We start from the raw sequence: 20681 nt of genomic DNA, 5'->3' as shown, positions 1-20681 counted from the left end.
TCGCAGGCGCTGGAGCCGCAGGTGGCGCTGGAGCCGGGGGTGGCGGTGTGGTCAGCGCGGCGACGGACTCGCCCTCGCCGATGCCGCTTTGACCGGCCGCGGGACCGGGGTCGGTTTCACCGCCTTCGGGCGACAGGCGCTGGGTGAACTTCGTTCCCTCGCCGGCAGCGGCCGGTGCCGGTGCATCGGCCGCGGGCTTGGCCGGCGCCGGCTTTACCAGCGGTTCGGTCGAGACCGTCTTGGTGTCGCCGCCGAGGCCCAGCATCGAGCCAAAGGCATCCTTGTTCAGCCAGATGCCATAGCCGCCGCCGGCGACCACCAGAAGCGCGACGACAGCCGCGATCAACCCGCCATAGCTGCGCCTGCGCTCGGCTGGGCGCAGGCGCTGGAACGTGTCCGCGACCGGCTGCTCGTCATTGGCGAACACATCGGCGCTGTCGTCGTCGGCGTCCAGCTCCACGGCTTGCTTGTCGATGGTTTCTGCACGCGCCGCAGGCGACGGCGGTGTCGGCGCGGGCCTCTGCCAGCTCGGCTCTGTCCTGGCGGTCGGCGCCGGCTGCACGGGTTTCGCCGGCTGCCAGGCCGGCGCAGGCGTGGCGGAAGGCTTTACATGACTGGACTGGTTCTTGTTGCGGTCTATGGAGGAGAAGATGTGCTCCAGCTCCGCCAGCGGATCGGATGCCGGCACCGCCCTGGCATAGTCGCGCTCGACGCTCGAGATGGCATCTTCCAGGGATCGCTTCTGCGTGCTTATGGCTTCGGCGGCCAGCGGCGGCGAATACTCCGCAAGCTTCTTCGCCAGCATGGTACGAACGCTTTCATAGATCCGCGTACGCTTTTCGGGCGTTTCGTCGCCGTGCTTGTCGAGCGCCTTTTTCAGAATAGCAACGAAATCTGCCATGCTTCAGTCGACCTGTATTTTGTTTCCGCGCCGGCCCCCGCAAATCGGCCGCGATGCCCGGAAAGGCTTCAGAAAACTAGTCTTGAAACGGATCGGTCACAAGTATCGTGTCGTCCCGTTCCGGGCTGGTGGAAAGGAGCGCGACGGGTGCCCCGATCAGCTCCTCGATGTAACGGACATATTTGACGGCCTGCGCCGGAAGGTCGTTCCAGCTGCGCGCGCCGGCTGTGGTGCCTTTCCAGCCTTCGAGCGTCTCGTAGACCGGCTCGACACGCGCCTGCGCGCCCTGGCTGGCCGGCAGATAGTCGATCGTTTCGCCGTCGAGACGGTAGCCGGTGCAGACCTTGATCTCATCCAGCCCGTCGAGCACGTCGAGTTTGGTCAGGGCGATGCCCCTGATACCGTTGACGGCGACGGCCTGGCGCACCAGCACGGCGTCGAACCAGCCGCAACGGCGTTTGCGCCCGGTGACGACGCCGAATTCGTGGCCACGCCTACCGAGAAATTCGCCGATCTCGTTCTTCTGCTCGGTCGGGAACGGGCCTTCGCCGACACGCGTCGTATAGGCCTTGGTGATGCCCAGGACATAGCCGATGGCGCCGGGGCCTACCCCCGAGCCGGCGGCTGCCTGGCCGGCAACGGTGTTGGACGAGGTGACGAACGGATAGGTGCCGTGGTCGATGTCGAGCAGCGTGCCTTGCGCGCCCTCGAACAGGATGCGTTCGCCGGCGCGGCGCTTGTCGTCGAGGATTTTCCAGACGCGGTCCATATAGGGCAGGATCTCATCGGCGACCGAGGTCAGCTCGGTCATGATCGCCTCATGCGTGACTTCGCCATGGCCAAGCCCGCGACGCAGCGCATTGTGATGCGTCAGCAGCCTGTCGACCTTGAGGGGCAGCGTTTCCAAATCCGCCAGATCCATCACCCGAACCGCGCGCCGGCCCACCTTGTCCTCATAGGCGGGGCCGATGCCACGACGCGTCGTGCCAATTTTCGTCCCGGAATTGGAGGCGGCGTCCTCGCGGAATCCGTCCAGCTCCCGGTGCAGCGACAGGATAAGCGCGGTGTTTTCGGCTATTTTCAGGCGGTCCGGCGTGACCTCGACGCCTTGCGCCTTGAGTTTTGCCACTTCCGCGACAAAGGCGTGCGGGTCGAAGACGACGCCATTGCCGATGATCGACAGCTTGCCTTGCCGCACCACGCCCGACGGCAGCAGCGACAGTTTGTAGACCTTGCCGTCGACGACCAGCGTATGGCCGGCATTGTGGCCGCCCTGGAAGCGCACGACCACGTCGGCGCGCTCCGACAACCAGTCGACGATCTTGCCCTTGCCTTCGTCGCCCCATTGCGAGCCGACGACCACCACATTGGCCATGTTTCTTTTCCCTTGAGATGCCGCCCTGGCGGCCTGGATATGGTTCGAAACGACAGGCCTCTATAGCGTCAAGACCTCGCAAGCGCGACCTTTCTTTGCCGCCGAAAATGCCCTGAGGCACAACAATTTTCGGCTTTGACATCATTTACTTGCGTCGGCGGGGGCAATAGGCCGGCAAACACAACTCCCCAAGCGGCCGGAATCCCGCATGCATCGACGCGCCTACCTGTTCCTGCTGCTGACCACCCTGCTGTGGGGCGGCAATTCCGTCGCCGGCAAGCTGGCGGTCGGTCACGTCTCGCCGATGACGCTGGTCTTCCTGCGCTGGGTGCTGGCCGTCGCGATCCTGCTGCCGATCGGCTGGCGCACGATCAGGGAGGACTGGCCGGTGGTGCGCAAACACTGGTTCGTCCTGGCTGCACTTGGCGCCAGCGGCTTCACTCTGTTCAACACCATTTTCTACACCGCGCTCAACTACACGACGGCGATCAATGTCTCGATCGAACAGGCGGCGATGCCGGTCTTGATCATCATTGCCAATTTCTTCTTCTTCCGCCTGCGCGTGAGCTGGGCTCAGATTGCGGGCGTGGTGCTGACCATCTTCGGCGTCATCTTGACTGCCAGCCACGGCGATCCGCGCCGGCTGCTCACATTGGAACTCAATTTCGGCGACGCCATCATGCTGGTCGCGGTCGTCCTCTACAGCGGTTATTCGGTCGGGCTGCGGCTGAAGCCGGTGATGCGCTGGCAGAGCCTGATGTTGTCCCTGGCGATCGCTGCCCTCATCACCTCGCTGCCGTTCTTCCTGTGGGAGGTCGCCGCCGGCAAGGTTATCGTCCCCGATATCAGCGGCTGGGTGGTCATCGTCTATACCGCGATCGGCGCTTCGGTCATTTCGCAGATCACTTACATCAGGGGCAACGAACTGATCGGCGCCAACCGTGCCGGGCTGTTCATCAATCTGGTGCCGATCTTCGGCACGCTGCTGTCAGTGCTGATCGTCGGCGAGACATTCCAGCTCTACCAGGCGCTGGCGCTCGTCCTGGTGCTGGGCGGCATTTCGCTCGCCGAATACAGCGGGCGCAAGATGGCGGCACCGAACCGCCGCGGATAACATTTGGCTGCTGCCGCGCTGCGCCGCCGTCGCGATAACTGCTGCCGCGCGCCGACCTGGAACATTTTACCTCTGGCGGAGTTTGCTTGCGTGGGAGGCAACAAGATGAGCCATAACCCTCGCAGCACGGCAAGCATTGCCGGTCACCCCATTCATCCAATGCTGATTCCGTTTCCGATCGCCTTTTTTGTCGGCACCTTCGTTTGCGATCTGATTTTCTGGCAAACAGCCGATCCCGGGTGGGTCACCGGATCGCTTTGGCTTCTCGGCGCCGGCCTGATCATGGGCGCCTTGGCCGCTCTTACCGGCCTGACGGACGTTCTCGGCGATGTTCAGATCCGCAATCTCACGACGGCATGGCTCCATGCCGGCGGCAACGTGCTCGTCGTGCTGATCGAGCTTTATAACTGGTACTCGCGTTATGTCGGTGGAGCGGCGGCTGTGATCCCGACCGGCTTTATCTTATCGCTGATCGTGGTTCTGGTCCTGCTGTTTACAGGGTGGAAGGGCTGGGAACTGGTCTATCGGCATCGCGTGGGCTTCTCCGACGGCTCAGACGAATTGACCTGAACCGGCCTCTGCGATGGCCGCCCCAATGATGGGGGGAGGACCGCCGCATCCGCCACGCCGTCAACTACATTGCGTTGACGTCGAACTGCAGCCGCTTGGCCGAGTCGATGGACTTGTGCGCCTTGACCTGTTCCAGCACTTTCTCCGGGAACGGCGCGTCGAGATAGAGCAGCGCGATCGCGTCGCCGCCCGGCCGGTTGCGGCCGAGCTGGAAGTTGGCGATGTTGACGCCGTTCTCGCCGCACACCGTGCCGAGCAGGCCGATAATGCCGGGCGCATCGGCATTGGTTGTGTAGAGCATGTGCTGGCCGACCTCGGCGTCGAGATTGATGCCCTTGATCTGGATGAAGCGCGGCTTGCCGTCGGAGAAGCAGGTGCCGGCGATCGAGCGCGTCATGTGCTCGGTCTTCACCGTCAGCTTGATGTAGCCGTCGAACACGCCCGACTTGTCGCGCTTGACCTCGGCGACGATGATGCCGCGCTCCTTCACCATGATCGGCGCCGACACCATATTGACGTCGGCGACCTGCGGCCGGATCAGTCCGGCAAGCGCGGCACTGATCAGGGCACGCGTGTTCATCGTCGCGGTCGAGCCGTCGAACAGGATCTCGACCTCGTTGATCGGGTCCTCGGTGACTTGGCCGACAAAGGCGCCGAGCACTTCGGCGAGCTTGACGAACGGCTTCAGCCGCGGTGCTTCCTCGGCCGTGATCGAGGGCATGTTGATGGCATTCGAAACCGCGCCCTTGATCAGATAGTCGGCCATCTGCTCGGCCACCTGGAGCGCGACATTTTCCTGCGCTTCCGCTGTCGAGGCGCCGAGATGCGGCGTTGCCACCACATTCTCCATGCCGAACAGCGCGTTGTTCTCCGCCGGTTCGACCTCGAACACATCGACGCCAGCGCCCGCCACCTTGCCGCTCTTCAGCGCCGCGACCAGGTCGGCTTCGACGATGAGCCCGCCACGCGCGCAATTGATGATGCGCACGCCGTTCTTCATCTTGGCGATCGCCGCCGCGTCGATGATGTTGCGCGTCTTGTCGGTCAGCGGCGTGTGCAGCGTGATGAAATCGGCGCGGGCGAAAAGCTCGTCCAGCTCGACCTTGTCGACGCCGAGTTCCTCGGCGCGCTTGTCCGACAGGAACGGGTCGAAGGCAACGACATGCATCTTCAGGCCGACGCCGCGCGTGGCGACGATCGAGCCGATATTGCCGCACCCGATGACACCCAGCGTCTTGCCGGTGATCTCGACGCCCATGAAGCGGTTCTTTTCCCATTTGCCGGCATGGGTCGAGGCATTGGCCTCCGGGATCTGGCGTGCGAGTGCAAAGATCATGGCCACCGCATGCTCGGCCGTGGTGATCGAATTGCCGAAAGGCGTGTTCATCACGATGATGCCCTTGCGGCTCGCCGCCGGGATGTCGACATTGTCGACACCGATGCCGGCGCGGCCGACGACCTTGAGTCTTGTCGCGGCGTTGATCAGTTTTTCCGTGACCTTGGTCGCCGAGCGGATGGCAAGACCATCATACTGGTCGATGACTTCGAGCAGCTTTTCCTTGTCCTTGCCGAGATCGGGCAAATAGTCGACCTCGATGCCGCGGTCCTTGAATATCTGGACGGCGGTGGTGGAGAGTTTGTCAGAGACGAGAACGCGGGGCGCCATGGCGGCCTCCTTGAATTGGATTGTTGGGAAAGGGCGGCCCGCAGGCCACCACGAAATCTCAGGCTGCGGCCTTCAGCGAAGCCTTCTGTGTGGCGAAGGCCCAGTCGAGCCAAGGCAGCAGCGCTTCGAGATCGGAGGTCTCGACGGTGGCGCCGCACCAGATGCGCAGACCGGAAGGTGCGTCACGATAGGAGCCGATGTCGTACGCGACGCCCTCCTTGTCGAGCACAGAGACGATCGCCTTGGCGAAAGCCGCCTGCCCGTCGGCGTCGAGCGCCGCGACATCGGCGTCGGTGAAGGACAGACACACGGACGTGTTGGACCGTGTCGCCGCATCGACCGCGAGATGGCCGAGCCAGGACGACTTGTCGACAAAGCCATCGAGCACGGCGGCATTGGCATCGGCTCTGGCAATCAACGCATCGAGACCGCCGATCGACTTCGCCCAATGAAGCGCATCGAGATAGTCCTCGACGCACAGCATCGACGGCGTGTTGATGGTCTCGCCCTTGAAGATGCCTTCGATCAGCTTGCCGCCCGAGGTCAGGCGGAAGATTTTCGGCAGCGGCCACGCCGGCTTGTAGGTTTCCAGTCGCTCGACGGCGCGAGGCGACAGGATCAGCATGCCGTGTGCGCCCTCGCCGCCCAGCACTTTCTGCCAGGAGAAGGTGACGACATCGAGCTTCTGGAAATCGAGCTTTTGCGCGAATGCCGCTGAGGTGGCATCGCAGATGGTCAGGCCCTTGCGATCCGCCGGGATGAAATCGCCATTCGGCACGCGCACGCCTGAGGTCGTGCCGTTCCAGGTGAAGACCACATCGCGGTCGAAATCGATCTTGGTGAGATCCGGCAGTTCGCCATAGCCTGCCTCGACCTTTCTGATATCGGCGAGCTTCAGCTGCTTGACCACGTCGGTGACCCAGCCGGAGCCAAAGCTTTCCCATGCCACCATGTCGACACCGCGTTCACCGAGCAGCGACCACAGCGCCATCTCGACAGCACCCGTGTCCGACGCCGGCACGATGCCGATACGGTAATCGGCCGGAACCTGGAGAATCTCGCGCGTCAGCTCGATCGCCTGTTCGAGCTTGGTCTTGCCGATCTTGGCGCGGTGGGAACGGCCGAGCGCAGCATTCTTCAGTGCCTCGACCGACCAGCCGGGGCGTTTTGCGCAGGGACCTGAGGAGAAATTGGGGTTTGCCGGACGGAGTCCGGGCTTCGTATGCGTCGTCATCGTGGTCTATCCTTCCAGATAGTGGCCCCTCGTTGGGGAGGGGTGGCCCACGGACGGCGATATGCGTTCAGCCCTCAGGCGTCAAGAGGAAAGTTTTTGTCGCTGGCGGCATACCGGCGATACGGGATCAGCATGTCGTGGGCTAAAACGCAAACAGCGGATCGAAGAGATCCGCCGTTGGGCTTCCGAACAGCAAGCTTCCTACCAGAGGTCGTAGCGCAGGCCGAGCTTGACCTGATGATTGCTGATGCCCTTGCGGATCGGATAGGAGGTCAGGCTCTCGGCCGTGACATATTCGGCATCCGGCGCGGAGAAGTACTGGTAGCCGAGATCTACAGAAACATTCTTGGTCACCTGATAGGCCAGGCCCGCATCCAGCGTGTAGGCGAGGGAATACTGGGTCTTGTTGTCGTTCCGGACGAAATCATCCGTAGGGTCGACATTGTCGGTGAAGTAACTCGCCGACAGCTTGTATTTGCTCCGGACCAGCCCAATGCCGGCGCCGAGGTAGGGCGTGATCCCGACATAAGTGCCGAGATCGACATAGCCATTGACCATGCCCGACAGGGAATAATTCTGCAGCGATGCCGACGCGATGGTCGCACCACCCGGCGGCGGCGTCGCCGAATCGTCAAAGCCGACGCCGATCTTGTTGCCGGGCAGATAGCCAAGATTGACGTCGCCGCGCAGATAGTCGTTGAAGTGGTAGCCGAAGCCGATGCTGGCAAAGGCCGGATCCTGCTTCTCGCTGAAGCTCGCGGGGGCGAAGGTGAAATCCTGATCCTCGTAGCTCTTCTGCGCCAGATAAGAGACGTCGCCGCGCAGATACCAGCCCGAGCCGACCTCGACCGGTTGATAGTCCGGCGCCTGATCGACATAGATCGGCGGATCGTAGTCCGCGGCCTGCGCCGGCGTCAGCGGCACAAGGACGAGTGCGGCGAGCGCCGGCGCTGTCAGCGATTTGAAATTCATGGGTCCCCGGCTCCTGAAATTGGCGCCCGTCATTTTGATCGCAAGCGCCGTTTCACCAAGCATTGTTAACCATAGTGGTTAAGTCAGGGTTAAGGATAACGCGGCGTACCGAATTGATTTCGATTGGGTTTCTTCGGCACACGCGGCCGGTTGAAAACGCGCAAGCATCGGCAAACGAAAACCGCCCGGCAAGACCGGGCGGTTCGCGAATTCCTGGATTTCGAAGCGACTACTTGGTGTAGATCGGCTCCGGCTCTGGAACGTAGGGCTCCGGCGATGTGCAACCATTATTGCCGCCGAACTGATAGCGCAGACCGCCTCGTACCTCATGTGTGTTGATGCCATGGTCGAAGCCGGGCCCGGAACTGCTCACGTCGAAGTCGAACATGCGGCCCCCCTCAATGTGAGAGTAGCGATAGCCGGCATCCAGGATCACCCTGTCGGTAAGGCAATAGGACGCGCCGGCCATGAGCGCGTAGGCAAAGCGCCAATTCTTCGACCCGGGGTTGGTCTCGGTTGTGTTCGGGTCGTGGACGGTATCCCATTTGACGTGCGCGCCGCCGATGCCAGCGCCAACATAAGGCGTGATGCCGTGCCAGGTGCCGATATCGTAATAGGCGTTGGCCAAGAGCAGCAATGCGCTCATTTTCGACACTTCGACCGAGGTCGTAACGCCATCGTTGGTTGATCCGTTGAAGTCCGAAGCGAACCAATAGTCGGCTGTCAGGTCGGTACGGAAATGATCGTTGATCTTGTAGCCAATGCCGGCGCCGAGTGAGAAGCCGCCCTTAAGCTCGCCGGAATCGAAAACATTGCTGCCGGGAGGCGGCCCGTAGGTGATATAGTCGATGCCGCGCAAATCCGATTTATGATAGTCGATGTCGCCGCGGATGTACCAGCCGCCGAAATCGGCCGGCTGCTCGTAGGCGATCGGCGCCGGCGCCTCTTCGACCACCGGCGGCTCCGCCAGATCGGCGGCGAATACTGGCCCGGCCACACCTGCGAACAGCGCGGCAAGGAGGGCCTTTTTTGCTGTATTGAACATGTTTGTCACCCCTGAGAACCGTCGGGAAAGTCCAACTTGCCCGAATGTGATTGACCTCAGTTGTGGATAATGAATTGGAAAAGTTAAAAGGCGTTTAACCCTGTCGATTAACCACGAATTCTCGACATTTTAGCAAACAGTCTCCGCCGGCATAACGCTGGGACCAACCCTGGCCGAAACAAAAAGCCCGCCTGCAGGCGGGCTTGAAGTCTTGAGCCGGCAGTTCGCCCCTGCCGTTGGACGCAGCGCAATCAGGCGGCGCTGCGCGTTTCCGAAATAATGTCGACGATGTCGTTGACCACGGCCTCGACCAGCTGTGGGTCGTCGCCCTCGGCCATGACGCGGATCAGCGGCTCGGTGCCGGAGGGCCGTATGACCAGGCGGCCGGCCTTGCCGAGACGGTTGCGCGCGTCTTCGATCACCGCCTTGACCGTGGCTTCCTCAAGCGGCTTGCCGCCGGCGATGCGGACATTCTTCAACAGCTGCGGCACCGGCTCGAATTTCTTCGACAATTCGCTGACCGGCCGGTTCTGCCGCTTGATGCAGGCCAGCACCTGCAGAGCCGAGACCAGCCCGTCGCCAGTGGTCGAGAAATCGGACAGCACAATGTGGCCCGACTGCTCGCCGCCGACATTCAACCCGTGCGCGCGCATATGTTCCACGACATAGCGGTCGCCGACCTTGGTGCGATGCAGCTGCAGCTTCATGTCGCCAAGGAAGCGTTCGAGGCCGAGATTGGACATCACCGTCGAGACGACGCCGCCGCCGGCCAGTCGCCCGCTCTGGTGCCAGGACTCGGCGATCAGCGCCATGATCTGGTCACCGTCGACGATGGTGCCGTTCTCGTCGACGATGACGACACGGTCGGCATCGCCGTCGAGTGCGATGCCGATATCGGCGCGCACTTCATGCACCTTCTTCTGCAGGCCGGCCGGATGGGTCGAGCCGCATTCCTTGTTGATGTTAAAACCGTTCGGATCGACATTGATGGCAATGACCTCGGCGCCCAGTTCCCAAAGTGCTGCTGGCGCCACCTTGTAGGCCGCGCCGTTGGCGCAATCGACGACGATCCTGAGACCCGACAGCGACATTGAGCGCGGCAGCGTGCGCTTGGCGAATTCGATGTAGCGGTCATGCACGCCGTCGACGCGCTTGGCGCGGCCAAGTCCGTCGGAATCGGCGAGCGCCAGTTCGATATCCTTGTCGAGCATGCTCTCGATGCGCTCCTCGATCTCGTCGGAGAGCTTGTACCCGTCGGGACCGAACAGCTTGATGCCGTTGTCGTAATAGGGATTGTGCGAGGCCGAGATCATGACGCCGATATCGGCACGCAGCGAGCGTACCAGCATGGCGACCGCCGGTGTCGGGATCGGGCCGAGCAGGAACACATCCATGCCGGCCGCGCACAGGCCGGACACCATGGCGTTTTCGATCATGTAGCCGGACAGCCTGGTGTCCTTGCCGAGCACGACGCGGTGGCGATGGCTGCCGCGCTGGAACGAGAGGCCGGCGGCCATGCCGACCCGCATCGCGATCTCAGCCGTCATCGGAAACTTGTTGGCGCGCCCGCGAATGCCGTCGGTGCCAAAATAACGTCCTGCCATGCTTGCCAGAATCCCCGTCGGTTTTCAGCCGGCTCGTAATGCCACAATTGGTCCGAGCCCGACTATCACATTGTGTGATTGTATATTACCAATTCTTAGAAAATCATTGTAGCAGGCTGTTCGGAGCGTTGGCAGCGTATCATGACACGGTGTTGCCGCAATATAGCATTCACACTGGGCCACACTGCGCAGATTGGGCCGGTAAGCCGGACTGTTGGAGGGGCAGATCGCAAGGGTCCATCACCTTATCGGGAGAACGCCGTTTAGCATCTGGCGCAGCCTAGCGTTGAGAGCTATTGATTGACACAGATACAACCTATGGGCGCAGCAACGGGAGAACGCCATGCTCATCCACCGACTTGCAACTTTGACGGGTCTTGCCGTCGCAACCTTGTTCATGGCGGCGCCCGCCAGCGCGCTGACCATGGCCCAGTGTAGTACCAAGTATAATGCCGCCAAGGACGCCGGCACGCTGAACGGGCAGACCTGGAATCAGTATCGGAAGGCCGAGTGCGGCACCGACGCGGCGGCCACCACCGAGACCGCAAAGCCGGCGGCCAAGAAGGCCGCTGCGGCCAAGACGGACACGACCAAGGCCGCCGCCGCTGCTGATGACGGCGCCAAGGGTCTGACGGCCAAGGAATGCAGCGCTAAATACCAGACTGCCAAGGCCGCCGGTACGCTCAATGGCGCAAAGTGGAACGACTTCCGCAAGACCGAATGCGCCGCCGGCGCATCCGCCGCGGCAGAACCCGCCAAGGCCACGACCAAGGCCGCAGCCACAACCGACGATGGCGCCAAGGGCCTGACGGCCAAGGAATGCAGCACCAAGTACCAGGCGGCAAAGGCCGCCGGCACACTGAACGGCGTGAAGTGGAACGACTTCCGCAAGACCGAATGCGCCGCCGGGGCCTCGGCCGCGGCAGCACCCGCCAAGGCAACCACCAAGGCAGCTGCCGACAGCAGCGGCAAGGGCCTGAGCATGGCCGATTGCAGCGCCAAGTACCAGGCTGCCAAGTCTGCCAACACGCTGGGCGGCAAGAAGTGGAACGACTTCCGCAAGGCCGAATGCGGCGCCGGCGCAGATGACGACGACACCGTGCCGGCTCCGAGCGAGGCGACCTATACCAGCGAGCCCGAGAAGCCCTCGGTCAGCGCTCCCAAAGGTGTCAAGTTCCCGGCCGCGATCTCGAAGAAATACGCCGGCGAGACGCCGGCCAAGGGCCGCATGCATACTTGCCTCGAGGTGTATTATGCCAACAAGGACGCCAACACGCTCAATGGCCTGCGCTGGATCCAGAAGGGCGGCGGCTTCTACAGCCTCTGCAATGCCAAGCTGAAGAGCTGATCGCGTAGCCATGTTCTCCCGACAAGGGCTCGCGCATCGCAGCATGCGCGGGCCTTTTTATTGCGCTCGAACACACCCGGCGTTGATCGCGTCTACATATCGCGGAAGCTGTCGGCATCATCTATTCGCCCGCACTGCCCACCCCAGACATATCGGTGGTTCGCAAAGATTCTAATTGAACATATGCAGAACAAATGGTATACAAAAGGACATCGAACTTTTGTCAACCAGGAGGGTCTTATGTCCAGATTGAAATTGGCGGCATTGGCTGTGACGGCATGGATTGCGTGGAGCGTCGCCCCTGCAAGCGCACTGACGATGAAGGAATGCGGCGAGGCCTATCGCACAGCCAAGGAAGGCGGCACTCTGAACGGCATGGATTGGACCGCTTTCCGCACAGAGAAGTGTGCGACGTCAGCTGCGGAGCGTGCCAATGCGGATGCGGTCAAAACCGAGCCGCAGCCGCAGAAGGAAACCAGCGCGGCGGTCGCCCCCGCTGTAGCGCCGATGGGCGTGACATTCCCGACCACCCTCGCCGCCGAATTCAAGACCGAGAAGCCCTCGAAGGCGCGGATGAAGACCTGCCTGCAGGGCTACCACGGCAACAAGGACGCGGGTACGTTGAACGGCCTTCGCTGGATCCAGAAGGGCGGCGGCTATTACAGCCTCTGCAACGCCAAGCTGAAGAGCTGATCGACCAGCAGCGTTTGCAGATCGAAGGCCCCCAACCGCAAGGTTGGCGGGCCTTCTCTTGGGTCTTGCCCGTCAAGCGCCTTGTTTCGAGAGCTGGAGCAGTGCGACCAGGCTTGTAAGATCGGCATTGGCCTGGCCGGCAGCCACCCCGCGCTTCATCAGGCTTTGCATCGGCAAGACGAGTTCGGTGCTGACATCAGCCGACCTGCTGGCATCGGTGAGATTGACGTAGGCATCAGCCTGCATGCCCAGGTTGGAAACGACATTGCTGGTGTGATCGCCACTGTCGATCTGTTCCGCCCATTTCGGCAGCAGGCCTTGCATCGACTGAAGCCAGGAGGCCAGCAGCGGCATGAACTCGCCGGCCGGGATCCCTGCTGCGCCCGTCAATGCCAACGCCTGCAGAACGCCCGCGAACATGCCGTACATGCCGCTCAGAAGCGAGATATCATAGAGCGGCGCGAGGCAAGCATCCTCACCGAGGAATTTGCTGGTGCCGAGCGCTCCGAGCTGCCCCGAACAGGCATCGAACGCCTGGCGCGAACCGCTGTAGAGAATCAAGGCGTGCGGCCCGCCGATCATCGGCGGCACCGCCATGATGCCGCCGTCGATATAGCTGGCGCCCTGGCTCACCGCCCAGCCCGACATCGCCCGCGCCTGCTCGGGCGTGCCGTTGGTGAGATTGACCAATGTGCGGCCCGACAGCGCGTCTCGGCTTGGGCCGAGCACCTCACGAACGGTGTCATAGACAAGCAGGCACGGCACGATCAGTGGACTCCATCTGACGGCTTCCTCGACACTCTTGGCCACAATGGCGCCCTTGGCTGCCAAAGCCTCAGCCTTTGCCGGAGAACGGTTCCACACCGTCACCGCATGTCCCTGGTTCAGAAAGGCTTCGGCAAGCGCCGTGCCCATGGCGCCGAGACCGATTACTGTTATGTCGCTCATTCTGCTTCTCCTTGGTTTGGTTGCGCGGCTACGCCGGTGTCGGGCTCAGGTCCTGGCCAAGGCCACCGTCCACGGTCAGCCGCGCGCCCGTGGTGAAGGTCGCGTCGAACGCCAGGAACAGCACTGCGCGCGCCACCTCCTCCATCGTGCCGTGGCGCTTCATCGGCGTGACCGCGTCGCCGATCGCCATGAAGGCGGCCCGCTCCTCGGCCGAGGCGTCGGCCACACCCATCGTCGGCGTATCGATGAAACCAGGGCTGACCACATTCACGCGGATGCGGCGCGGCAGAAGCTCGGCGGCCAGGACCTTGGCGAAGGCGCGCAGTGCCGCCTTCGATCCGGAATAGACGCTCATGCCGCCGGTGCCGGATTCGTCGGCGATCGACGAGGTGAAGACTATGGCGCCGCCATCCCTGATGAGGGGCAGCAGGCGCTGCGCGGTGAAGAATGCGCCTTTGGTGTTGATGTCGAAGGTGCGATCGTAACTGTCCTCGGTGACCCGCTCCACAGGTTCGAGATTGGCCACCCCGGCATTGACGTGAAGGAAGTCGATCTGGCCAAGCTTCTGCCCCACTTCGGCACCGAGCGTGACGATATCGGCCATGTCTGAGATATCGGACCGCACGACATGAGCTCGCGAAAGCAGCTTGGCTCGCGCGACCTCGATGTTGCGCTGGTCGCGGCCGGTGACCAGGACCTCGGCGCCGCTTTCGATCAGGGCTTCGGCAACGGCGAGCCCCATGCCGTGCGTCCCGCCGATGACAACGGCCTTCTTGTTTGCGTATCGTGTCATGATCCATCCCTTTTTGACAAAATCCGGCCGCCGACGGCCTTTGCAGGTCGAAGCGAGGTACCGATATGATGTTGTGGTGTTCGCCGATGCCGGCGAGCTGGTTTGAAGCTATGGACCGGCTTGGTTTTTCTCAAGTACCGACAAAAATGTAAGCTACCCACCGATTGCTCAGAATTGGATGAAACATGGGAAAGAAACAGCCAGATAGTTGCGGATTGGGGCCGGCGCTTGAGGTCATCAGCGGCAAATGGAAGGCGCTACTGCTCTGGCAGATTCACAAGGCGCCGGCACGATTCGGTGAGCTGAAGCGGCTGGTGCCTGACATCAGCGAAAAGATGCTGATCCAACAGCTGCGCGAAATGGAGGCCGACGGCATCGTCCATCGCGAAGTCTTTCCCGAGGTGCCGCCGAGGGTCGAATACTCGATTACCGAATTCGGCATCGAGCTGGACAATGCCCTGATCCCACTGGCCAGATGGGGCAAGCAACATGCTGGCCGGACTGACGGTGTGCGCCCCGGCAAAGCAAATGCATCCGCCCCGCATGCTCTTTGAGAGACCCTGAATAGCAAAACGCCGCGGATTGAGCCGCGGCGTTTTCTTGCATCAAGTGATGTCAGCTCAGCTCGACGGCTGAGGCTCCATGCCGCCTTCGGGCTCGGGACCCTTCTTGCGGCGGCCGGACTTCGGCACAGCCGAGCCGCGGCTTGTGGGGGTATCATCCCCCAAATCTCGCGCGGGCTTCTGCCCGGCGATCAGCTGCTTGATCTCTTCGCCCGAAAGCGTCTCGTACTCGAGAAGGCCCTGCGCCAGGGCGATCCATTCCTTCTTCTTCTTGGTCAGGATGGACTTGGCCGTGACATAGGCCTCGTCGATCAGCCGGCGCACTTCGGCGTCGATGATCTGCGCGGTCTCTTCCGAGACGTTCTGCGTGCGCGCCACCGAATGGCCGAGGAAAACCTCTTCCTGGTTGTCGCCATAGGCGACATGGCCGAGCTTGTCGGAGAAGCCCCAGCGCGTGACCATGGCGCGCGCCAGCTTTGTCGCATGCTCAATGTCCGAGGACGCGCCCGAGGTGATGTTCTCCTTGCCGAACTTGAACTCCTCGGCGACGCGGCCACCCATCATGATGGCGAGCCGTGAGATCATGTATTTGTAGCTCATCGAATAGCGGTCGCCTTCCGGCAGTTGCATGACCATGCCGAGCGCGCGGCCGCGCGGGATGATGGTCGCCTTGTGCAGCGGATCGGCCGACGGCACGTTGAGCGCCAGGATGGCATGGCCGGCCTCGTGATAGGCCGTGAGCTCCTTTTCGGCCTGGGTCATGGCCGACGAGCGGCGCTCGGCGCCCATCATGATCTTGTCCTTGGCGTCCTCGAACTCGGCCATGGTGACAAGGCGCTTGTTGCGGCGCGCCGCCATCAGAGCGGATTCATTGACCAGGTTCATCAGGTCGGCGCCCGAGAAGCCCGGCGTGCCGCGTGCGATCACCTTGAGGTCGACATTCGGCGCCAGCGGCACGTTGCGCACATGCACCTTGAGGATCTTCTCACGACCGACGATGTCGGGGTTCGGCACCACCACCTGGCGGTCGAAACGGCCCGGACGCAGCAGCGCCGGGTCGAGCACGTCGGGCCGGTTGGTGGCGGCGATCAGGATGATGCTCTCGTTGGACTCGAAGCCGTCCATCTCGACCAGCAGCTGGTTCAGCGTCTGTTCGCGCTCGTCATTGCCACCGCCGAGGCCGGCGCCGCGATGGCGGCCGACAGCGTCGATTTCGTCGATGAAGATGATGCAGGGAGCATTCTTCTTGGCCTGGTCGAACATGTCGCGGACACGGCTTGCGCCGACGCCGACGAACATCTCGACGAAGTCGGAACCCGAAATGGTGAAGAACGGCACATTCGCTTCGCCGGCGACGGAGCGGGCGAGCAGCGTCTTGCCGGTGCCGGGAGGTCCGACCAGAAGCACGCCGCGCGGGATCTTGCCGCCGAGGCGCTGGAACTTCTGCGGATCGCGCAGGAACTCGACGATCTCCTCCAGATCTTCCTTGGCCTCGTCGACGCCGGCGACATCCTGGAAGGTGACGCGGCCATGCGCCTCAGTGAGAAGCTTGGCCTTCGACTTGCCGAAACCCATGGCGCGGCCAGAGCCGGACTGCATCTGGCGCATGAAGAATATCCACACGCCAAGGATCAGGATCATCGGCAGCCACGAGAGGAGCATGCTGATCAACCCGCCCGAGCCTTCGTTCTCAGCGCGCGCATTGATGGTGACGTTCTTGTCCTGCAGCCGCGAGACCAGCTGCGGATCGCCAGGCGAATACGTCTGGAAGCCGTTGGCGTTGTCGCTATAGGTGCCCGTGATGCGGGGTCCAGTGATGACCACCGTCTTGACCCGGCCCGCCGCGACCTCCTGCAGGAACTGCGAGTAGGGAACGTCGGTGGAGGCCCCACGCGTCTGTGGCGTCTGGAACAGATTGAAGAGAGCAATGAGCAGGACCGCTATGATCGCCCAGAGCGCGAGATTGCGATAATTCGGATTCATCAATTGTCCCGTTGGTGCCCGCTGGGACACGCGTCATGAGAGGAAACTTGCGCCTAACATAGGGAGAGCGCCCCCCCTTGCCAAGCATAACAGCACGTCTGGGTTAAGCTTTCGCGCCATGATCAACCGGCACTGTGGCGGCCAAAGGGCAAGCCGGGACAGGCGGTGCGCCGATCAACTCGGCGACGGCCTGCGCCAACACCAGATCGAAGCACGGCAGGAAACGGGCAAAGGGGGCAACGGCGGGGCTGACGGCGGCTGCCGGCGCCGACGCTACATCCTCTGCAAAACCACGGCATTCGCCGCCGCGCCACAGCGCCGGTTCCGCAGCCAGGGCGGCGCGCACAAGGCTTGGCGGCGCGCCATCCCCGGCAATCGGCGTTTTGGCGGCGGCAGCGGCGCCAAGCGGCGCGATCAACCATGCACCCGGACTGTCGCCCAATGTGATCGCCCCGGCTTCAATGTCTGGCGTGATCCGCCGGCGACCGTCCCAGAGCAGAGTGCCAGCTGCCGGCGCGGAACGCGGCAGGTCGCGCGATTCACGGCGCAGGAAGATGCCGTTTCGCCTGATATCGACCACCGTCCGCGACAATGTGGCGCAAAGCGGTCCGGCCCGCATTTGCTCGAACAGCGCTTCGCCGCGCGCCTGGTCCGGCAACAAGGCGGTGCCGCCCGTCGCCGCCAGCAGGACACGCAGCGCATAGACCGCGGCTCGCGTGTCGTCAGCTTCGGCAAGACCGGGATCGAGACGGATGAGACCCCTCGCCGGCCGGCTGGCAAATTCACCGATCAGGGCGGCGGCGCGGCGACCGAGTTGTTCGCGCTCGCCGGCGGCCCGCCTGGCCAGGCCGATCGCTTCGGCAAAACGCTGCCCGCTCCGGTCTTCGCCGAGCACGGCGCGGATGCGCGCGCGTTCGAAATTCGTGTCGATGTTGGTCGGATCCTCGACCCAGCCGACATGTTCGCGCTGCAGGAAGGCGCGCAACGCCGCGCGCCGAGCGCCGAGCAGCGGCCGCGCGATCCAGGTCCGCCAGTCATAGAGAGTGGCAGGCGCCATGCCGGCCAGACCTCGGCCTGCAAGCTCTCGCCCATCATTCCGCGCGGCTCGCATCAGGACGGTCTCGGCCTGGTCGTCGGCGGTGTGGCCGGTCACGATCACACCAATGCCTTGCGCCTGCGCTGCCTCGGCCAGCAACCGGTAGCGCGCCTCGCGCGCCGCCGCGGGCAGGCCGGCCGACGGCTTGGCGCCGTGCCAGTTGAGCGTCAGGTGCGCGATGCCGCGCTCGGCACAAAGCTTTGCCACGCTGCGCGCTTCGACTGCTGCTTCCGGACGCAGGCCGTGGTCGATCGTCACCGCCAGCAGCCGGGCTGTCGGGGCGCTGCGGTCGAGGTGAGCCTTGAGGAGAAGAAGGAGGGCGGTCGAGTCGCTGCCGCCGGACACGGCCGCAAGCGCGCCGTTGGTAAAGTCGATCTGCGAAAAATTCGAAAGGTCAGGCTCGGTATCGAGCATCAATGCATGTCGCGCAAAAGTGGTCCCGGTTCTGGGACAACACGGCAAAGACTAGCACGCCGCCAGCGCCCTCTCCTGCTTGACGCGTTCCTTGAGCGCGGCCGAAATATCGGGATAGCGCTTGCCGATCTCGCCGAAGGTGGCGCAGGCGACATCCTTCTGCTTGAGGCCGACCAGCGACACGCCAAGCTTCAGGAGCATGTCAGGCGCCTTCTTGGCCTTCGGATAGTCCTTGCTGGCGGAGAGGAAAACCTCGGCAGCGTCATGATACTTCTGCTGGCCAAGCAGCGATTCGCCAAGCCAGTAATGCGCGTCCGCCGCCTTGGCGTCCTTCGGGAACCGGGCGATGTGGTCGCGAAAACCCTGCTCGGCGGTGCTGTAGTCGCCCGACAGGATGAACTGGTAGGAGTTGCGGTAGATCTCTTCCGGGTTGTTGGTGGCAGGCAGCGCCGCCACCACCGTGCCGTCCGACTTGCCGGTCTTAGCCCCGGCAGCCGGCGCCTCGGCGGCGGGAGCCGCACCTTCCGCCGGCGCCGCTGCCTGCGTGTTGCCGCCGGCGTCGATTACATTGCCGTTCTTGTCGACGGTGATGGTGCCGAAGGTCTTGGGCGGCGTGCCGTTGATCACCTTGCCGGGATCGCCGGTCTGCGATTCGACGATGACCTCGCCGACGCTCTGGCCGCCATCCGACTGCGCGCCGGCATCGGCCGGCGCCTGGTCTGCCGGGGCCTCGGCGACGCCGGTGCCCGCGCCACCGTCCTGCGGCGCGGCCTCCGATTTCTTCTGGGCCGGCGGCTGCCCGCTGGAGCCGCCTTCCAACTGCTGGAAGCGGAACTCGTTGTCTTCCTGCTGCTTGCGCATCTGCTCCTGCATCTGCAGGATCTGGAAGTTGAGTTCCTCGAGCTTGCCGTTCATCTGCCGGAGCTGATCTTCCAGCCCCGCGGCGGCGGTGCCGTCCTGCTGCTGCGCGATCTGTTGCTGCTCCGGCTTCTCCTTCTTGCCGAAAATGCCGAGCGTCGGCAGATGGAAGGAAAAGCCGCTATCCGCGGGTTGTCCGGTGCCGCTCGCAGAAGCCGCGAAGCCTGATACGAGCAGCAGCGCAAGCGTGCCGCTCAAGACCGATCTGAAATGCATGTGCCTCTCGCCGTGAATATCGTGAGCCTGTTCGCGCCTTCCGATCACAGTGGGACCGGCACGACGCCCTCGGCTCTTAGCAGGAGGCGAGACTTCGGCCAAATTTTGTTTCCGGGTTTGTTTCCGGGGCCGAAACTGAAAAAGGCGGCCACAAGGCCGCCTTTCGCATGGAGGTGTTGCAATTATGCGACTAAGGCCGCCGTCTTACTCATCAGGAGCCGGCGCCGGAGAGCGTGGTGACGGCGCGGCGATTCTGCGACCAGCAGGAGATGTCGTCGCAGACCGCGACCGGACGTTCCTTGCCGTAGGAAATCGTCTTCAATCGGCTCGCCGAGACGCCCCTGGCGACCAGGAAGTCGCGAGTGGCGGCGGCGCGGCGGGCGCCGAGAGCCAGATTGTATTCACGTGTGCCGCGTTCGTCAGCATGGCCTTCGACGACGATGGCGTACTGCTTGTACTGGTTGAGCCACTGTGCCTGCCGCGACAGCGTCGTCTGCGCATCGGCGCGGATCGCGGTCGAGTCCGTGTCAAAGAAGATGCGGTCGCCAATGTTGACGGTGAAGTCCTGCGCCGAGCCCGGCGTTGCGGCACCCGCGCCATTGAGACCGAGATCGGCAGCGTTGTTCGGGGTTTTCTTCGAGGCGCAACCGGTGATGGCGAGCATCGCGATCAGGGCGATCATCGCCGGGTTTCTGGTAAGTGCTGCGATACGGCCCATGCCGCCTCTCCTTCGTATTCGAGTGATCGTATTTCGAGTGATTTCGTTGATCACCCAGTAACCACGTTTGGGTTAACCGGCATTCAAGAAATACGGTTAATGTTTGGTTTCGATCGTCCGTCCACGACCTTCAAATCCACGGTCACAGTTGGCGCGGACCCTAGGCGGAAATGCGGCCGAAACGCGACTAATGAATGGAAAAGGGGCCAAACGGGCCCCTTTTTAGCAGGTGTGGCAATTCGGCCGAACCTACTCCAGCAGCGGCGACCAGGCGGGATCCGACGCGAAATTCGCGGTCGGGATCGACTGTTCGTTGCGGCCGGTGAGATCGACGGAAACCAGTTTTGGGCCGCCGGCGGAGTCGCGGAAGAACATCAGCACGCGGCCGTTGGGCGCCCAGGTCGGTCCCTCCTGCTGGAAGCCCGAGGAGAGGATGCGCTCGCCCGAACCGTCGGTCTTCATGACGCCGATCTGGAATTCGCCGCCGGTCTGCTTGGTGAAGGCGACGAG

General features: G+C 63.0%; 17 protein-coding genes and 2 pseudogenes. 5 read left to right on the top strand and 14 right to left on the bottom strand.

Annotation, left to right across the window (positions count from 1 at the left end):
* Positions 1 to 901, bottom strand: a pseudogene (locus NKI61_RS27790) (hypothetical protein); the annotation flags it as partial.
* Between the two features lie 76 nt (positions 902 to 977).
* Positions 978 to 2276, bottom strand: a complete 1299-nt coding sequence (locus tag NKI61_RS27785; protein ID WP_352841855.1) for an adenylosuccinate synthase — start codon at positions 2274 to 2276, stop codon at positions 978 to 980.
* Positions 2277 to 2484: 208 nt separating this feature from the next.
* Between NKI61_RS27785 and NKI61_RS27780 the strand changes: the two genes are divergently transcribed.
* Together NKI61_RS27780 and NKI61_RS27775 are read left to right on the top strand one after the other, a co-directional pair.
* Positions 2485 to 3390, top strand: coding sequence for a DMT family transporter (locus NKI61_RS27780; RefSeq protein WP_352841854.1), 906 nt, complete (start codon positions 2485 to 2487; stop codon positions 3388 to 3390).
* Between the two features lie 105 nt (positions 3391 to 3495).
* Complete coding sequence (locus tag NKI61_RS27775) at positions 3496 to 3960, top strand: DUF2231 domain-containing protein (RefSeq protein ID WP_352841857.1); 465 nt, start codon at positions 3496 to 3498, stop codon at positions 3958 to 3960.
* A 64-nt stretch (positions 3961 to 4024) separates the two neighbouring features.
* Here the strand turns inward: NKI61_RS27775 and serA are convergent, their stop codons facing one another.
* The 5 genes from serA to glmM form a co-directional block, all read right to left on the bottom strand.
* Entirely contained in the window at positions 4025 to 5626 is a 1602-nt protein-coding gene (serA, locus tag NKI61_RS27770) for a phosphoglycerate dehydrogenase (RefSeq protein ID WP_023688974.1), read from the bottom strand.
* Between the two features lie 58 nt (positions 5627 to 5684).
* Entirely contained in the window at positions 5685 to 6860 is a 1176-nt protein-coding gene (locus NKI61_RS27765; protein ID WP_023684193.1) for a phosphoserine transaminase, read from the bottom strand.
* Positions 6861 to 7061: 201 nt separating this feature from the next.
* Entirely contained in the window at positions 7062 to 7832 is a 771-nt protein-coding gene (locus NKI61_RS27760; RefSeq protein ID WP_023684192.1) for an outer membrane protein, read from the bottom strand.
* Positions 7833 to 8061: 229 nt separating this feature from the next.
* Positions 8062 to 8877 carry an outer membrane protein gene (locus NKI61_RS27755; protein ID WP_023684191.1) on the bottom strand — a complete coding sequence of 272 codons (816 nt, stop codon included), beginning with the start codon at positions 8875 to 8877 and terminating at the stop codon, positions 8062 to 8064.
* Between the two features lie 251 nt (positions 8878 to 9128).
* Positions 9129 to 10481 (bottom strand): phosphoglucosamine mutase, encoded by a 1353-nt coding sequence (gene glmM / locus NKI61_RS27750; protein ID WP_023673591.1) that lies wholly within the window; start codon positions 10479 to 10481, stop codon positions 9129 to 9131.
* Positions 10482 to 10824: 343 nt separating this feature from the next.
* Here glmM and NKI61_RS27745 point away from each other — a divergent pair, with 343 nt between their 5' ends.
* Positions 10825 to 11829: a hypothetical protein gene (locus tag NKI61_RS27745; protein ID WP_023716084.1), complete on the top strand. Its 1005-nt coding sequence runs from the start codon at positions 10825 to 10827 to the stop codon at positions 11827 to 11829.
* 240 nt (positions 11830 to 12069) lie between these two features.
* Positions 12070 to 12522 carry a hypothetical protein gene (locus NKI61_RS27740; protein ID WP_031198559.1) on the top strand — a complete coding sequence of 151 codons (453 nt, stop codon included), beginning with the start codon at positions 12070 to 12072 and terminating at the stop codon, positions 12520 to 12522.
* Positions 12523 to 12594: 72 nt separating this feature from the next.
* On the opposite strand, the gene NKI61_RS27735 is transcribed toward NKI61_RS27740, so the two are convergent.
* Together NKI61_RS27735 and NKI61_RS27730 are read right to left on the bottom strand one after the other, a co-directional pair.
* Positions 12595 to 13470, bottom strand: coding sequence for an NAD(P)-dependent oxidoreductase (locus NKI61_RS27735; RefSeq protein ID WP_352841852.1), 876 nt, complete (start codon positions 13468 to 13470; stop codon positions 12595 to 12597).
* A 28-nt stretch (positions 13471 to 13498) separates the two neighbouring features.
* A complete protein-coding gene (locus NKI61_RS27730; protein WP_031198557.1) occupies positions 13499 to 14263 on the bottom strand; it encodes an SDR family oxidoreductase in 765 nt (254 codons plus the stop codon).
* A 185-nt stretch (positions 14264 to 14448) separates the two neighbouring features.
* Here NKI61_RS27730 and NKI61_RS27725 point away from each other — a divergent pair, with 185 nt between their 5' ends.
* On the top strand, positions 14449 to 14817 hold the full coding sequence (locus NKI61_RS27725) for a winged helix-turn-helix transcriptional regulator (RefSeq protein ID WP_023684184.1): 369 nt from the start codon (positions 14449 to 14451) through the stop codon (positions 14815 to 14817).
* A gap of 66 nt (positions 14818 to 14883) precedes the next feature.
* On the opposite strand, the gene ftsH is transcribed toward NKI61_RS27725, so the two are convergent.
* The 5 genes and pseudogenes from ftsH to tolB form a co-directional block, all read right to left on the bottom strand.
* A complete protein-coding gene (gene ftsH, locus NKI61_RS27720) occupies positions 14884 to 16809 on the bottom strand; it encodes an ATP-dependent zinc metalloprotease FtsH (RefSeq protein ID WP_352841850.1) in 1926 nt (641 codons plus the stop codon).
* Between the two features lie 103 nt (positions 16810 to 16912).
* Complete coding sequence (gene tilS / locus NKI61_RS27715; protein WP_352841848.1) at positions 16913 to 18319, bottom strand: tRNA lysidine(34) synthetase TilS; 1407 nt, start codon at positions 18317 to 18319, stop codon at positions 16913 to 16915.
* Between the two features lie 51 nt (positions 18320 to 18370).
* Complete coding sequence (ybgF, locus tag NKI61_RS27710; RefSeq protein ID WP_023733018.1) at positions 18371 to 19453, bottom strand: tol-pal system protein YbgF; 1083 nt, start codon at positions 19451 to 19453, stop codon at positions 18371 to 18373.
* A 211-nt stretch (positions 19454 to 19664) separates the two neighbouring features.
* Complete coding sequence (gene pal, locus NKI61_RS27705; protein ID WP_023684182.1) at positions 19665 to 20171, bottom strand: peptidoglycan-associated lipoprotein Pal; 507 nt, start codon at positions 20169 to 20171, stop codon at positions 19665 to 19667.
* Positions 20172 to 20420: 249 nt separating this feature from the next.
* Positions 20421 to 20681 (bottom strand): annotated as a pseudogene (tolB, locus tag NKI61_RS27700) (Tol-Pal system protein TolB); the annotation flags it as partial.

Origin of the sequence: Mesorhizobium sp. M0514, assembly GCF_040321145.1 — a bacterium.
Lineage (GTDB): Bacteria > Pseudomonadota > Alphaproteobacteria > Rhizobiales > Rhizobiaceae > Mesorhizobium.
The sequence above is the reverse complement of the archived record's forward strand: the minus strand, read 5'-3'. Positions and strand labels throughout refer to the sequence as shown.

Excerpts from the sequence above, each read along its gene's own strand:
- NKI61_RS27785 (WP_352841855.1), bottom strand. The coding sequence starts at position 2,276 with ATGGCCAATGTGGTGGTCGTCGGCTCGCAATGGGGCGACGAAGGCAAG.
- NKI61_RS27780 (WP_352841854.1), top strand. The coding sequence starts at position 2,485 with ATGCATCGACGCGCCTACCTGTTCCTGCTGCTGACCACCCTGCTGTGG.
- NKI61_RS27775 (WP_352841857.1), top strand. The coding sequence starts at position 3,496 with ATGAGCCATAACCCTCGCAGCACGGCAAGCATTGCCGGTCACCCCATT.
- serA (WP_023688974.1), bottom strand. The coding sequence starts at position 5,626 with ATGGCGCCCCGCGTTCTCGTCTCTGACAAACTCTCCACCACCGCCGTC.
- NKI61_RS27765 (WP_023684193.1), bottom strand. The coding sequence starts at position 6,860 with ATGACGACGCATACGAAGCCCGGACTCCGTCCGGCAAACCCCAATTTC.
- NKI61_RS27760 (WP_023684192.1), bottom strand. The coding sequence starts at position 7,832 with ATGAATTTCAAATCGCTGACAGCGCCGGCGCTCGCCGCACTCGTCCTT.
- NKI61_RS27755 (WP_023684191.1), bottom strand. The coding sequence starts at position 8,877 with ATGTTCAATACAGCAAAAAAGGCCCTCCTTGCCGCGCTGTTCGCAGGT.
- glmM (WP_023673591.1), bottom strand. The coding sequence starts at position 10,481 with ATGGCAGGACGTTATTTTGGCACCGACGGCATTCGCGGGCGCGCCAAC.
- NKI61_RS27745 (WP_023716084.1), top strand. The coding sequence starts at position 10,825 with ATGCTCATCCACCGACTTGCAACTTTGACGGGTCTTGCCGTCGCAACC.
- NKI61_RS27740 (WP_031198559.1), top strand. The coding sequence starts at position 12,070 with ATGTCCAGATTGAAATTGGCGGCATTGGCTGTGACGGCATGGATTGCG.
- NKI61_RS27735 (WP_352841852.1), bottom strand. The coding sequence starts at position 13,470 with ATGAGCGACATAACAGTAATCGGTCTCGGCGCCATGGGCACGGCGCTT.
- NKI61_RS27730 (WP_031198557.1), bottom strand. The coding sequence starts at position 14,263 with ATGACACGATACGCAAACAAGAAGGCCGTTGTCATCGGCGGGACGCAC.
- NKI61_RS27725 (WP_023684184.1), top strand. The coding sequence starts at position 14,449 with ATGGGAAAGAAACAGCCAGATAGTTGCGGATTGGGGCCGGCGCTTGAG.
- ftsH (WP_352841850.1), bottom strand. The coding sequence starts at position 16,809 with ATGAATCCGAATTATCGCAATCTCGCGCTCTGGGCGATCATAGCGGTC.
- tilS (WP_352841848.1), bottom strand. The coding sequence starts at position 18,319 with ATGCTCGATACCGAGCCTGACCTTTCGAATTTTTCGCAGATCGACTTT.
- ybgF (WP_023733018.1), bottom strand. The coding sequence starts at position 19,453 with ATGCATTTCAGATCGGTCTTGAGCGGCACGCTTGCGCTGCTGCTCGTA.
- pal (WP_023684182.1), bottom strand. The coding sequence starts at position 20,171 with ATGGGCCGTATCGCAGCACTTACCAGAAACCCGGCGATGATCGCCCTG.